The 13,560-nt window shown below is 65.6% G+C and carries 15 protein-coding genes; 8 read left to right on the top strand and 7 right to left on the bottom strand.

The genetic code is table 11. The features are described from left to right. The first annotated feature begins 59 nt into the window (after positions 1–59). Positions 60–494: a Ros/MucR family transcriptional regulator gene (locus tag PQI07_RS28150; protein ID WP_274928245.1), complete on the top strand. Its 435-nt coding sequence runs from the start codon at positions 60–62 to the stop codon at positions 492–494. 81 nt (positions 495–575) lie between these two features. Here PQI07_RS28150 and PQI07_RS28145 read toward each other — a convergent pair whose 3' ends face one another. Genes PQI07_RS28145 through PQI07_RS28135 form a run of 3 tightly spaced genes read right to left on the bottom strand, consistent with a single transcriptional unit; the run spans position 576 to position 2,780 of the window. Next, entirely contained in the window at positions 576–1,229 is a 654-nt protein-coding gene (locus PQI07_RS28145; protein WP_274928244.1) for a hypothetical protein, read from the bottom strand. Further along, on the bottom strand, positions 1,226–2,437 hold the full coding sequence (locus tag PQI07_RS28140; protein ID WP_274928243.1) for a type II toxin-antitoxin system HipA family toxin: 1,212 nt from the start codon (positions 2,435–2,437) through the stop codon (positions 1,226–1,228). The genes PQI07_RS28145 and PQI07_RS28140 overlap by 4 nt, the downstream gene beginning before the upstream one ends. Before the next feature lie 22 nt (positions 2,438–2,459). Continuing rightward, positions 2,460–2,780, bottom strand: a complete 321-nt coding sequence (locus PQI07_RS28135) for a helix-turn-helix transcriptional regulator (protein WP_274928242.1) — start codon at positions 2,778–2,780, stop codon at positions 2,460–2,462. A gap of 306 nt (positions 2,781–3,086) precedes the next feature. Here PQI07_RS28135 and PQI07_RS28130 point away from each other — a divergent pair, with 306 nt between their 5' ends. Together PQI07_RS28130 and PQI07_RS28125 are read left to right on the top strand one after the other, a co-directional pair. Next, positions 3,087–4,340 (top strand): hypothetical protein, encoded by a 1,254-nt coding sequence (locus PQI07_RS28130; RefSeq protein ID WP_274928241.1) that lies wholly within the window; start codon positions 3,087–3,089, stop codon positions 4,338–4,340. 223 nt (positions 4,341–4,563) lie between these two features. Then, positions 4,564–5,283 (top strand): hypothetical protein, encoded by a 720-nt coding sequence (locus PQI07_RS28125; protein ID WP_274928240.1) that lies wholly within the window; start codon positions 4,564–4,566, stop codon positions 5,281–5,283. Positions 5,284–5,325: 42 nt separating this feature from the next. Here the strand turns inward: PQI07_RS28125 and PQI07_RS28120 are convergent, their stop codons facing one another. After that, positions 5,326–5,583, bottom strand: coding sequence for a hypothetical protein (locus PQI07_RS28120; RefSeq protein WP_274928239.1), 258 nt, complete (start codon positions 5,581–5,583; stop codon positions 5,326–5,328). 240 nt (positions 5,584–5,823) lie between these two features. On the opposite strand from PQI07_RS28120, the gene PQI07_RS28115 reads away from it, so the two are divergent. After that, the gene (locus tag PQI07_RS28115) at positions 5,824–6,129 is read left to right on the top strand and encodes a PadR family transcriptional regulator (RefSeq protein ID WP_274928238.1); all 306 of its coding nucleotides are present in this window, start codon (positions 5,824–5,826) and stop codon (positions 6,127–6,129) included. A gap of 44 nt (positions 6,130–6,173) precedes the next feature. On the opposite strand, the gene PQI07_RS28110 is transcribed toward PQI07_RS28115, so the two are convergent. Next, positions 6,174–6,491 carry a hypothetical protein gene (locus tag PQI07_RS28110; RefSeq protein ID WP_274928237.1) on the bottom strand — a complete coding sequence of 106 codons (318 nt, stop codon included), beginning with the start codon at positions 6,489–6,491 and terminating at the stop codon, positions 6,174–6,176. Positions 6,492–6,757: 266 nt separating this feature from the next. On the opposite strand from PQI07_RS28110, the gene PQI07_RS28105 reads away from it, so the two are divergent. The 3 genes from PQI07_RS28105 to PQI07_RS28095 are packed head-to-tail and all read left to right on the top strand — an operon-like array spanning position 6,758 to position 8,348. Further along, positions 6,758–7,069, top strand: a complete 312-nt coding sequence (locus tag PQI07_RS28105; RefSeq protein ID WP_274928236.1) for a hypothetical protein — start codon at positions 6,758–6,760, stop codon at positions 7,067–7,069. Between the two features lie 23 nt (positions 7,070–7,092). Then, positions 7,093–7,911 carry a hypothetical protein gene (locus tag PQI07_RS28100; RefSeq protein WP_274928235.1) on the top strand — a complete coding sequence of 273 codons (819 nt, stop codon included), beginning with the start codon at positions 7,093–7,095 and terminating at the stop codon, positions 7,909–7,911. 35 nt (positions 7,912–7,946) lie between these two features. Further along, the gene (locus PQI07_RS28095; protein WP_274928234.1) at positions 7,947–8,348 is read left to right on the top strand and encodes a hypothetical protein; all 402 of its coding nucleotides are present in this window, start codon (positions 7,947–7,949) and stop codon (positions 8,346–8,348) included. A gap of 40 nt (positions 8,349–8,388) precedes the next feature. Here PQI07_RS28095 and PQI07_RS28090 read toward each other — a convergent pair whose 3' ends face one another. Both PQI07_RS28090 and PQI07_RS28085 read right to left on the bottom strand, forming a co-directional pair. Beyond that, complete coding sequence (locus tag PQI07_RS28090; protein WP_274928233.1) at positions 8,389–8,589, bottom strand: hypothetical protein; 201 nt, start codon at positions 8,587–8,589, stop codon at positions 8,389–8,391. A 307-nt stretch (positions 8,590–8,896) separates the two neighbouring features. Then, positions 8,897–9,136: a hypothetical protein gene (locus tag PQI07_RS28085; RefSeq protein ID WP_274928232.1), complete on the bottom strand. Its 240-nt coding sequence runs from the start codon at positions 9,134–9,136 to the stop codon at positions 8,897–8,899. Between the two features lie 850 nt (positions 9,137–9,986). Between PQI07_RS28085 and PQI07_RS28080 the strand changes: the two genes are divergently transcribed. Further along, positions 9,987–13,553, top strand: a complete 3,567-nt coding sequence (locus PQI07_RS28080) for a DotA/TraY family protein (protein ID WP_274928231.1) — start codon at positions 9,987–9,989, stop codon at positions 13,551–13,553. Positions 13,554–13,560: the final 7 nt, after the last annotated feature.

Here is a 13,560-nt window from a genome sequence, read left to right as displayed (position 1 = left end):
ACAGGCTCGTCGCCACGACGCGTCGGCCTTTCGCAATACGAACCGGCAAGGGTCGACCAATGAACTCGTCCACATCGCAGTCCACGGATCTCGCCTCTCTCGCGACCCGCATCGTCGGCGCGTACGTCTCGAACAATCCGCTCCCCGCGGCCGGCCTACCCGATCTGATCGGGTCGGTGCACGCGGCACTGGCCTCCCTCGGCACCGGCGCACCCGCTGCCGCCGCCCAGGTCTCCGAGATGCAGTCGCCTGCCGCGATCCGGAAGTCGGTGACGCCGGATCACATCGTCAGCTTCATCGACGGCGGCCGCTACAAGACGCTGAAGCGGCACCTGACGGCCCACGGCCTGGATCCGCGCAGCTACCGCGAGCGCTTCGGCCTGCCGGAGGACTATCCGATGGTGGCCCCGAACTACGCCCGGCGCCGCTCGGATCTGGCCAAGTCGATCGGTCTGGGCCGCCCCGGCGCCATGGCCGACCGTCTGGCCGCCTGAGACACACGGCACTCGGAGCGTCGCCGCGTTCCGGGGGTCGTGACCATGCCCCCAGCGCATCCGAAGGGGCGCTTAGGCCGATCACGGCCGAAGAATGCGGGGAGCTCCCGGCTGGGGCAGAGGTTCCCCCAGGATGGTGGCCGCGATCGCAGCACCTTCGTCGTCCGGCAGCCGGCGTCCCCGACGCCAGTACTCGATCGCCCGATAGGGCTTCTTCGGCCGGATCGAGATCGTGGCCCCCTTCCGCACGCTCTGCCCGATCGCCATGACGGCGACGAACAGGGCCGGCCGTTCGGGGACGACGGTCGGGTCCATGGCGACCGCCAGCCCCGACCGCCTCACGAGGCCGCGGTCGTCGATGCGCTTGGCGTAGCTCGGCGCCGCAAGGTACGGACAGATCTGCAACGCGTACCCGATGCAGGCCCGGTGACCCGGCGGATCACCGAAGGCGCCGCGCTCGTGGAGGGCCGAGAGTGGACCGCCCACGAACCATCGCCCGCGCGTCAACCGCCCCCAGCAGATCGGGCACCGGTCCTCCTCCAGCGCCCGAAGGCTCATCCCGGCGTCGTTGATCGTGAAGTGCGGCGTGCCACCGGCGTCCCTGAAGACGATCGCGGGGATGGGATACCCGCGGCGGTCGCGAGGAAGGTCCCGCATCTCGTCCGGCACCGGCACGCACTCGAGGCGACGACGGAATTCGGTCTCGGCATCCATGTCGGCGGCCAACTCCTTCACGGCTTGAACCCGATCTCCTTGGGAAACGCATCCTTCAGGTACCGGCGATCCGCCGCCGACACCTCCCGCAGGTCCATGAATTCGCCTAGCCGACCGGCCGCCTGCACGATGCGGTCCCGGATCTCCGCAGCCGCGGCCGGGTCCAGCCGGAAGGCCGCATGCGACCGGAACGCCGCGTCGACGTCCCAAGCCGGCGAGATCCCCGGCGCCGGGGCCGGAACGTGCCGCGCCTTGTCGGGATGCGGCACGAGGTCGAACACGGGTGCGGGCGTCCAGCCGTCGCCCCTGTCGATGAAGGCGTGGTTCCTCAGGTGGTCGTCGGTGTTGTGCAGATACGCGTTCAGCAGCAGGCGACCGAAGATCTCCGCCGGCGCTCCCGTCGCGCCGATCGCCCGGCCGACCGCGGCGATGTCCGTGTAGGTGCGCTCGGTGCCGTAGGCGGTCGAAGGCTGCTTCAGCAGGGTCGCCGCGCTCAGATACCGGAACGGCCGGCCCTCGACGCCCTCCTCGCGATCGAACCGCTCGACGAACAGCGCGGCCCGACGGCCGGCGACGACGATCTTCCGCCGGGGAACCGCGAAGCCGGCCGCCTCCGCCACGTCGAGACAGGCGGCTTCGACCCGCGGGTCGTCGAACCTGTCCATGGAGGTCGGGAACTTGGCGATCCACTGGCGGCCCTCGTCGCGGATACGGGCCTTGGGCCGGGCCCCGCCCACGTCGCTGTTCCGCAGCAGCAGCTTGAAGTGGTGCCCCTCGGCATCGCCGGCCTCCACGGCGGCTGCGGCATCCATCAGGGCCCCGAGGTCGTCGGTCTCCTTCGGCAACCCCACCAGCGGAGGCTCCGACGGCACCCAGGTCTCGGGCCCGCTGTCCGGCGTCGGGCCGAAGGCGAGATCGCCCGTCCGATCCCGGCCTCCGAGGGCGAGGTACTCCGGCATCGACAGGACGCTGCCGGGGAACGCCCTGCTCAGGATCTCCTTGCCCCACCCGTCCGGACCCGCATCGTGAAAGGCGAGGGGCACCTCCTCCGGGGCGGCCGCGTACGACCTGGCGACGAGCGGCAGGCCGACCGGATCGATAGCCTTGGCCCCAGCGGCTTGCAGATAGGATCTGGCGTACTGGAAACGGCCGAGTCGGATTTTGCCGGCCCCCTCGAAGGTCAGCTCGCCCACGGGCGCGTAGTCCTCTCCCTGCCAGCGGTAGACCACCAACCGATCGAGCCTGCCCGTCCTAGAAGTCCGCCACACCGGCCCTGCTCCCCGCGCGCTTCCTGCCCGAACCCATCTCCATGCCTTCGCCGACGGGATCGGTTGCCAGAAGATCGCCGATGCGTTCGGAGTACCCGAAGACGGTCAGCGCCTTGATGGCTACTGCGAGGGTAACCCCTGGACGCCCCTTCTCGAGGTTGATGACGGAAGGACGTTGGACGCCCATGCGTTCGGCAAGCTCGACCTGCGTGAGGTTCCGGCGCAGCCGCGCGAGGCGGACGCGCTCACCGAGCAGGCGGAGGCTGTCCAGTTCGTCGGTGGTCAGGATGGCGGTTGTGTTCATGCTGCTAGGACATACTTTGACCCGTCCAATGTACGCTCTAACCGCACATATGCCAACCGCCATCCAAAGGGTCCCATCCCTGCCGGCGGGATGTCCATGGTAATAGGCACCCCTCGAGTACACGCGTGCGTCTCGAAAGGTATCGACGGCGAAAGCGATCACCCCGAGTTTCGCGGCGAAGGATCGGCAGGCGACGGATGGGCAGGTGCGTCGAGCAGTTTTCCCCGATTGCCGCCCCTTGTTCGCTTGTCTTCGAGAACGGGGGTGCTAGCTTCGACTCCGGTCCTGTGGCGGACCAGCCCCCACGTGCACGACGCGCCGTCAGCCATATCGCGCAAGGTCTACCGACCAAGACGATCACCCTCCAGGGGCGAGTGGGGCTTCCCTGACCCGGGGATTGTCATGCGCATCTATTTCCATTCCTCCGTTCGCCCGACGCGGATCGCCAAGTCCATCCATAGGCACCTTGGAGACCGAGGCTTCGATCCGGCATACGGAAGGGTCCGCGAAGCCTGCGCCGCGATGTTCGGCTACCGATCCTGGAACGACCTCCTCGGTCAGATCGGACGGGCTACGCCGTCGCCCTCGGATCAGGATGCCGGATCTGCAGTAGCGATGGAGCGAGCCGCGATCTTCTCGCGGCGCCTATCGGAGGCCCTGGGCATCCCATTGGAGGCGGCCTTGGAGATAGTATCGAGCGTCGGCCCCACCTCGAAACGATCACCCGAACCCGCCCTGGATGTCGAAGTCCGCAACTACGCTTTCCCATTGCTTACGGACGACAGAGAGCTTTCCTTCCCGATCACCGACAGGCAGTCCCTCAACCATTTTCTGGTCTATGGGCCAAAGTCGGCCGCGCGCAGCAGCCTTCTTCTCGACATAGCCGAAGCGCGGGTCCGACGCGGATCGGGGCTGCTGCACGTGTCCTCGCGGAACGACGGAATGGACGCTCTGATCCAGGAGCGCACACGCAACTGGTCGGGCTTGGGGCAGATCGCGGCGACCACCTACTCGGGCGGCGGCGACGCAACCGACTGCTGGATGCTCGACAGGGTCTTCGACGAGCGTTGGATCACGTTCGTCCGGCTGCCCGATCCAGCCCTGGATCCCGACTCAGCGAAGGCGGCGGAGGTCCAGTTCTGCATGGACCTGATGAAAATGTGCCAGCGGGTCGGCTTGGAGAGCATCCTCGGTCACTGGAGGAGAGAGTACAACGGCGGCAATCGCATCTTCACCCACGCGCCGACGCCGATCGTCTTCGACGATGCCAGCCGGTACCTCGACGGGCTGAAGGGGATCCAGGCTGCGATGCTGAAGTGCCTGGGCTTCAGCATCATCCATGGTCTGGAGAGCGATGCGATGTTCGGAGCGCGCGCTCCGGAAAAAGCAGCCCCGATCCTGGCGAACGCGATGACGAAGGTCGTGATGGGCGACGAGATCGAGGTCACCTGCGGAGGCGCGCGGATGCCACGCCTCGGTCCGGACTTCTTCCAGGCCACGGCTTCGGTCAGGGACCGGCTGAGCCAGCCTCAAGCGAAGGCGCTTGCCGTCGCAGGCTGATCCCCATCGTCGGCCGCCGGTATCCATGGAGCATCGCCGGCCGAGCACGAACAGGACCGGATCACAGCCCCGACGGCATGCCGCCGGGGCTGCTGCGAGCCGAGCCCGGGCTCACGGAACACGGGGACTGAACGGTTCGGCGATATCGCCAGGCCCTGGACCGGATGGTAGGTCTCGGAACCAGGACACGTCCGTGCCCGCCGCGCCGACGACGAAGACCCCCATGACGAAGCGCCTCGTTTCCAGCCTGCTGATTCCGGCCGTAGGCCTATGCGCGTCGGCGCTGGCGCCCTCCGAAGGCATGGCCGCCGGCGAGATCTACATGCGGCTCGTCCAGGAGACGAACAAGGCGCAGTGCGGCACCGGCAAGCTCGTCGAGTACCTCCACACCGGCGGGAACGTGCACGGCTTCTTCTCCAGCTACGTGCTCGCCTGCCTACGCACCGAGACGACCGCGGAGTGGGTGCTGATCTCGGGCACCTTCTGCGACGACCCTTCGGACCGCGACCGCCACGAATGCAACGGACAGAGGGCCGCGCGCACGCCCAGCTTCATCAAGGATCCGGACTTCTGGCAGGCCAAGCCGATCGGTGGCCGGGTGAAGCTCGGCTACAATCTGATCAAGTACGGGTTCGGAACCGACTGCCGGGCGGTGACCCAGAACTACAAGGTCTCGTACCTCGGCGACTACGGCGACAAGCAGACGGCCTGGGTCTGCGACACGCTCGATCTGGAGGACGGCACCTACGCCGACTACCAGCAGATCCCGGATCCGAAGAAGTTCCGCCTCTACAACCTGACCACCACGGGCAAGGCGACCCTGGCGACGTCGTTCCCCACGCCACCGTTCCCGAAGAAGGATGGCGAGGACGAGTACGCCCCGGCCCTGAACTTCATCGTCGACCGCAACACCTACACGTTCGACGTCCGGCAGCGGCAGTGACCTGGGCCGGCGCACATCGCGCCGGCGTCGTTCCCCGCGGCCTCAGGCCGCCATCGGCAGTTCGTCCTCGACGATCGCGTCTCCGAGCAGCCGGCGGCCGTTCGCCTCGATCCAGTTCGGCGCCAGAATGTCGCCGGCCGCCGTGATGATCCACGGCTTCGCGGTCCCGGCCTCGAGGGCCTCCACCGCGATGAGGAGAGCCGTGCGCAGATCCGGCTGCTCGCGGCACTCCGCCGTCTTCACGCGGACCGCCGTCGGCCAGAGCGTGAGATCGGCGGGCTCGTTCATTTCCTTGGTCATGGTCTCGTTTTCGTCGCTCCGCCTTGCGGGCTCCGAAGCTCCTTGTCGCGTGAGAGTGAACCTACCGTGACAGGGCCACGTCGCGGCGCATCGGGCAACCCTCGGAAAGGTTTCATTCCTTCGAGAACGTCTCATCATGTGCGCGCGAACACCTTCCGCGGAGTTCTGCGCGGCGGGTGGCCAATCGACAGGCGGCTTGAGGGTCGTTAAGGAACTGCGTCCGCTTGGAAGGTTGACGGGATGACTGCTCGCGAACCGCGCTTGTCCGGTCCGACGCTCAAGGTGCTGCACCTCTACGTCGTGGATCCGCACAGGTTGCTGTCCGGGGTGGAGATCACGAAGGCCTCCGCCATCGTGGCAGGCACCCTCTACCCGCTTCTCGCGAGGCTCCAGGCGGCCGGCTGGCTCGAGAGCGAGTGGGAGGAGGCCGATCCGAAAGAGGTCGGGCGACCCCTTCGCCGGTTCCACCGGATGACCGAGCTCGGCCGATCGCGTGCACTGGCGGCGCTGTCGGAACTGCAGATCCCGGGCGCAGTCGCAGCGTAGCCGCGGTCTCTCGCCTTAGCCGTGTCGGGGACCCGTAGTCCGCCTCAGGTCGCGTCCTCGAACGTCATCGCCACCTGCCCGTTCGCCCGCCACATCACCCGACAGGAACGTTCGGTCCTCCGGACCGCCAGGACGACGGTTTCGGGCACCGCGAACGGATCGGACACCTCCACGACAGCGCCTTTGGCAGTGATGGATGCCAAGCGCCCGGCGAGCGGATCGCCGTCGGGGTACCGGAGTTCGCACGCCTTGCTGATGTAGGATAAGTTCTGCACGGGACCGTGTCCGACGAAGCCGAGAGCGCAAACGCTACCGCGTTGTGGCCACGCTTCAACCGGCGCCTGTTCCATTGCTTCGGACATGGTTGAGGCATCCTTTCGCAACCGGGCGCGGGGCCGACGGCGATGCCGCCTTCCAGGAACGGACGACTTCCGCGCCTGCTGCGGCTGCCGCTCGCGGATGTCCGACGGATCCGGCGATCGCCCGGGAGAAACCGGATCGCGCCCCTCGCATCTGAGCCTTGCGATGGCCTGTGTATCCGGCCTGCAACAGGTGCTGCAAATGGGTATCCACATACTTGCACAGGTTTAGAAAGCGTTAATACTGGCCTCAACAGGGAGGGGTGCCGATGAACACCATGTTCGTGCGCATCAACGAGATGTGGCGCCGGTTCTTCGACCTTCCACCAAGTCAAGAAATGATCGATCTAAATCTCCAGGAGCTGATGGAGGCGGACAGGCAGAACAACGGCCGTCCCGGAGAGCACGACATTGCAGAGCGTTCCGCCCAGAAATACTGCTGCACCCTGTTCAGGGACGTCGACGATCCCAACAGGCAGGGAGACAAGGGAGTCACTGTCACCAGTCAGGCGATGTGCGACGCCATGGTGAAGAAGAGCCGCGCAAAGGGAAGTCGACCTCTCGTGAAGGGCGCCTGCTGAGCCCGGAGGACGGATCGATGGCCATGTCGCGAGCCGCCGCGGCGGTGCTCTGCCTGCTTCTGCCCGGATGCATGTACGTGCCCGCCCCCTACGACGTGCCCTACGCCCGGGACGGGACGACGCCGCTGGTCGACACCATCGTCACGGAGATCAGCTGCGAGCTCCTGGATATGGTCCGCGACGACCGGGACGAGGCGCACACCTACCTGCGGCGGGGTACGCTCCTCAGGTACGACTACCACGCGGCGATGTATCTGACGATCGACTCGACGGCCAGCGGCGGGTTCGCGCCCGTATTCAACTTCCCGCACCCTTGGTTCTCCTTCACGGTCGCGCCGAACTACAAGCACTCCCGCGAGAACCAGATCGGGTACAATCTGCTGTTCTCGTTCGTCGATCTCTACGATCGCTGGCGGGCCGATCCCGGAAGGTTCCAGTGCCCGGCCGTCCCGAACACGGATCTCGCCGGAAACCTCGGGCTGCAGGACGCCGTGTCTTCCGCGCTCAATCTCGAGCCGCTGGCCTACACCGACAAGCCCTCGGCGACCGGCGGGATCTTCAACGGCTTCGTCACCTTCACGGCGACCAAGAGCATCGACCGGATCGGTCCCACCTGGACGATCACGCACTTCAATGGCCCGGGTCCGCTGCTCTCCGGATCGATCGCGACCACCAACAAGCTCGCATTCGGGTTCGCCGGCGGCCCCGAAGCCAACAAGGGTCGAGCAAGAGCCGCCGCGAACAGGATCGCCGCTTCGAGGAGCGCTGGCCTGTCGCTCGGCCAAGCTCTTGCGAACGATGCCAACACTCAGCTGACCGCCATCCGGAACCTGCTTCGATGACCACGTCCGATCCGACCGAGGAAGGAGGAAATGCCATGGGCGCACGCGAGAACATCGCGGCCGCGACCCTGGGCCTGCTGGTCGGCTGCATGCTCGGCTTCTCCTCTCAGTCCGAGATCGCAGGCGCGGTGGCCGGCGTCCTGACCCTGGCGACGGGCCTCATCGGCGTCGCCCAGCCCTCGTTCCTCGGTCCGTCACCCTCGGGAGATCGGAACACGCGCATGATCTGGTTCGGGGGCACGGCAACGGCGGCCTTCCTGCTGACCTATGCCCTTGCCGTGCAGCACGTTCTGGAGCCGTCCGTCGCGTCTCGGCTAAAGGAGCTGACCGACGCCGGCTACGAGGAGCCCGTCGCGAAGGCCATGATCGCTCGGCACTTCTACGAGGTGGACGTGGACGGATGGCAGAAGTTGACCGCCAAGCCCGAGGGCAGGTGAGGCGGATCGACGAGATCGGCTTACGGCGACCGAGGGCGGCCTATCGACAGCTCGGCGCCGGTCTCGGCGCCGAGGGCGCGCCGGTCCAGACGATCTCGCCCGAAAGGGTGCTGAGGACAGCGCTCTCGACCTTCTGGTCCGGGGCCGCCGGACGGTCGTTCATGGCGGCCGCGATGGCGGCATCGAGATTGGCGGCCTCGATCGTGCGGCTGTCGTAGGCCGTTCCGCCTCCGCCATCCATCGACTTCAGAATCCGCCGTAGTCGGTACGACCCCATCGTATGCAGCACCAAAGCCTGCCCGCAACCATCACTCGGCGGAGTGATATCGCGTCTTCCTCGGGAAGGCGTGTCATTTTTTTGATCAGGGGGGTTCCGTATCGCGAACACCACCCGCTCCGTGCACGCGAAAGGGTCCTGAACAGCCGGGAATTTAGCTTATATCAGCTTTATTCATGCATGAGACGCATATCTCGATTTCGATATATCGAAATCGAGATATGCGACCGAACTCTCCTGCTTGCCGGTCAAATCGCGTTCGTCGTCAGTGTCAGCTCTCGACGGTTGGCGTGGCTCCTGATGCGGCCGCAACGCCCGTCCAGAGGATCTCGCCCGCTGGCGTGCTGAGGACCACGGTCTCGACCGTCCTGCCTCCCTGGATCGCGGCATCGGCACCGGCCTCGCGGATCGCCGCCTCGAGATCGGGGGCTTCGATCGTGCGGCTGTCGAAGGATACCGTGCCCGTCGCGCCCGTCGACCGCAGAACCCTGCGGAGTCTATAGGATCTCATCGAACTCAACTAAGCCGCCGGCACCCCCGTGCCGGCGTCGTGATACCGGGCCCAGGTATCGCCGGCTTGCCCAGATTTTGATACGGGGGGTTCCAGGGATGGAACACGAGCGAGGCCTGGGGCGTGCCTGGACTGGAACGCGCAAGGCCGCTCAAGTGCCATCCAACTGGGTACAGCGTCGGCGTCCGGAGCGCTCGGCGTTGACGGCAGGAGCGCGGTCTGATTGCTTCCTGAGATGCCGACGAACGCGATTGAACACGGCGAACACCTCGGCTCCCCGCGCAGGCGGGGATGCTCCGTGCGTGACCTGGATCGGGGCACCCTCCCAAGGCCGGTCCCCGCGCAGGCGGGGATGTTCCGAGGGCTCCCGCGGAGACGCGCTTGCCGCCGAACCGGTCCCCGCGCAGGCGGGGATGCTCCGTCTTGGGCGAGCGGTGGTCCCAGGTTTGGTCACCGGTCCCCGCGCAGGCGGGGATGCTCCGCCGCCGAAGATCGGCATCAGGAAACCGTGGCCCTGGTCCCCGCGTAGGCGGGGATGCTCCTAGATCGTCAGCCGCGCTCTCGACAATCCAGGTACGTTCCCTGCCCAGGTAGGGATGACCCCGGCTTCGTCAGCGCTGGATTTCGACAATACGGATATCCCCCAGAAGTGGGGACTTTCCAACCAAAACTTGTATCGGACCTGATGAATCAAGGCCACCCTCGATCAGGGGCCGCGAATGGGCAGACTGTCTTCACACTACCGAAAATCCGCAGCGGCCCTCCCTTTGCGCCTTGCCCGCATCCGTGCCATCGTCACCCGTTCCTTAACGAAGGAACGAGCGCGCCCGTTCGCGGGCCGGAGAGTGCGATGGCCGATCAACGGAACCGCAAAGCAGACGACCTTGCCGATGTCGGCCGCGATACGCTTGTCGACGACCTCGTCGGTCGTGACCAGTGGAAGCGTTCGAAGCTGGGCTACCTGACCGGCGCGGGCCCGATCCGGCAGTCGATGGCGACAATCGGCCGGACGGTTTCGGACGCGGGCTCGTCGTGGCGCACTCTTACGCAAGCTGTCTTTCGCCGCGGAAGCGACGTTCGGGGCGTCGATGTCGACGATCCTGCTGAGCGTTTTCGCGCGTCCATGTTCGTGCACGGAAAGAGCGAAGCGGATATCGCCGCGCTCCAGCGTCGGAGCCACAACGCGTTCTACCTCTACGCCGTGCTTACCGTCGTCGCGTTTCTCGCTGGCGCAATCGGCCACCGTTTCATTCCTTCGCCAATCCCAATCCCGTTCTGGATTGGCCTCGTCTTTCGGTTCGCGGCCGTCCCTATGATTTGCGGATTCGCGTTCCGCTGGGGGTACACAAACTACATTGTCCGCAACCGGAGCTACCTGTCCGCCGCCGATTATCTGCGAAGCGGCGACTGGTTCCCGCAACTGCCGACAGCCCCAAGCAAGCGGTCGCCCGCAAGATCGATCGCGAAATTTGGTCTTACGACTGCGATCGCTCTCGCCGGACTTTCTACGATGTCGGGTGACGCGTTCGCAACTACACCTTCCTCAAGCGACGGCCTTCAGAAGGCTTTCGATATATTCAAGCTGCCCGGGTCCGACGACCTGTTCATGAACTTGCTTTCGTTGGTGCTCCCGAACGTCGGGCCGGTTCCTGGTCTGACTGGACAGATGGCAGCGGGATCGCCCGCCCATAACAGTCTTAGCCTAGGTCTGATGATTTTCTCGGGCATTCTTCTAATGGTGGCCTGCACGACAATCGCATGGCACACGATCACCGGCACGGTGATGTCTGCGCAAACCGGAAAGGTGCTCGGCGAGCGCTGGTCCCAAGTCTGGTCGCCGGCGCGCGTCGTCGTCGGCCTCGGGTTTCTGATGCCGATCTCCGGGGGGTTCTGCGGCGCTCAGATCCTGGTGCTCTACCTCGTCGCCTGGGGGTGTTCGGCGGCGAACATGATCTGGGTGCCGTACGTGCAGGGAATCACGAACGGCGCCGCCATCACCGCAGAGGCAACGAGTGTCGCCGACAAGGCCAACTTCATCTCGAACCTGCCCGGCTCGTACGATGCGGTGCGCCAGATCGCCGAACGCGAGCTCTGCTACGAGACTGCGAAAACCGTCTTCCAGAGGTCCGGCATCAGCTTGGCCTGGAACGGGCTTCCAGAGAACCTCACTTGGCAGACGTTGACGGCCGGCGATCGCATCGCCGTTGCGGGCGATCTCGTCATGTCGCTGTTGAACCCGAACTACTGGCAGCTCGGCGACAACAGCGCTGCGCGGTTCGCCACCCAGAAGACCAAGAAACTCGACTACGGCATCTGCGGTACGATCACCGTCAGCTCCATCAACGACGAGCTGAGCAACGCCACCGTGAACAATTCCGACAACGTCGGCATGGAGGCGGCTGTCGCAGCCGAATACGACAAGGGCCGATTTGCTGCGATCGCCAAGGCGCAAGGCATTCTCCGTCCGATCATGCAGGCGGCGGCGAAGACGTATTTCCCCGCTGCAGGTGGCCAGGGTGGCCAGCAGGGAGCGTTCTATTTCCACGAAGGCAGCGGCATCCAGAACATTCCGGACCAGATCAAAGCTGCCGTCCAGGCCTACAATGGGGAGATGCTGAAGGCTGCGCAGAATGCGCTCACCAAGGCCGCGCCTTCTCAGGGCGGCAACAGCGCAAACAGCAACCTGTCCCAGGTCACGAATGGTCTCGGGTGGGCCAGCGCCGGTCTCTACTACTCGACCTTGGCGCGCATCCAGGGCGTCGTCTACGCGCGTGCGACCTACCCACCGTCCTTCTCGCCGAGCATAATGGGTCCAAACGAGATCTCACCCGACAATCAGCAGCTGCAAAAGGCACTGTATTCGAACAGCGAGACGCAGCCGGGCACCCTGGCCGATTTCCGGACCTGGTGGATCAAAAACAATCGCTCGTTCCTTCTGGACAACGAGCGGGCCGAGAATGCCGCCATGGCCGGTACGTCGACCCTGCGGACCTCGCTCCTCGGCGACCTGTCCGACGGTGCATCGTGGTGGTTGATCGATAAACTCCTTGAGGGGTTCAAGATTAATCCGTTCAACGCGATGTTGAGCCTTGTCGAACTCGGGCAGTCGATCCTGTCGTGGATCACGGCGCTCGGCGCCACCATAGGCGTGCTGTCGTTCGCTTCCCTCACGCCCGCCGGCGTCGTAGGTGGTGCGATCCTGGGCGGTGCCGGCAAGGGCGGCGTCATCGGAAGCTTCTTCCTGACGATCGGGGTGATGATCCTGTCTTCGCTTTTCGTGGCCGGCATCACGCTCGCCTACGTGCTTCCGATGATCCCTTACTTGATTGTCACATTCTTTGTGATGTCCATGCTGATACTGGTGGCGGAGGCGATGGTCGCGGCTCCGTTGTGGGCCTTCTTCCACGTCCGGATGGAGGGGCAAGAGTTCGTCGAGCAGCATCAGCGGCCCGGCTACATGATTTCCTTCAATCTTCTGTTGCGTCCGTCCCTAATGATCCTCGGCCTGATCATGTCGTACCTCGTCCACGGAGCGATGGCTTGGTTCGTGTGGCAGACCTTCAAGATCGCGGCAAAGTCGGCGACGGCCGGGTTCTCGGTTGGCCCGGTGGGTGCAGTCGTGTTTCTTACGATGTACGCGTATTTGAACTACATGATCGCCGTCAGATGCTTCAACTTGGCGACCCAGGTACCTGATCGCGTGGCTCGCTGGTTCGGCGGTCAAGGCGAGAATACGGATGAGGAGCGTCAGGTCCAGCAGGCCACCGGTGCGATCTCGCGCAACGTCTCGGGGCAGGCAAGCAAGCTTATCGACGGCGGCACGATCGGCGGCGCCCTCGGCATCGGGCGAGGCCGCGGCGGCCCTGGCGGCGGCGGGGGTGGCGGGCAGCCGCAGATCGGCAAGCAGGCCAACTTGGGTGGCGACCTCATGCGCTCGCGTGAGGCCGCTTCCCCAGGGAGCGGCGGCAACGGCAGCTATGGTGGCTACGGCGATGACAGTGGTGCCGGTGCCGGCGGCCCTAGTGGCGGCGGTGGCGGTGGCGGTGGCAGCGGTGGCGGCGGCAGTGGGGGCGCCGGCGGGTCCGATCAGCCCAGAACAGCCCTAGGGCAGCGTCTCTCAAGCGCTGCTGCAGATGCAGGAAGGGCTGTCGGTGCCGCTCGTCGATGGAGCAACCGAGACCCGGGTGGTCAGAGCTCGAGTGGTGGGGCTTCAAGCGCGACCAGCAGCGGCCAGCCGTCTACGGCGCCGATCCCCCGCAGCGGCAGTTCGAACGGCTCGGGGGCGGGTCGTAGCCAAAGCGGCGCGAGCTCGCAGGAGAGAGAGCGTGCCCGGCGACAGAACGCGGATCCGGAGATAGTGCAGGCATCGGTTGATGCCCGCAATCGAGCACGCAATACGAGACCGGAGACTGAGTGAATTCCGG

This window comes from Methylobacterium sp. 092160098-2, assembly GCF_028920805.1.
In the GTDB taxonomy this organism is placed as follows: domain Bacteria; phylum Pseudomonadota; class Alphaproteobacteria; order Rhizobiales; family Beijerinckiaceae; genus Methylobacterium; species Methylobacterium fujisawaense.
The sequence above is the reverse complement of the archived record's forward strand: the minus strand, read 5'-3'. Positions and strand labels throughout refer to the sequence as shown.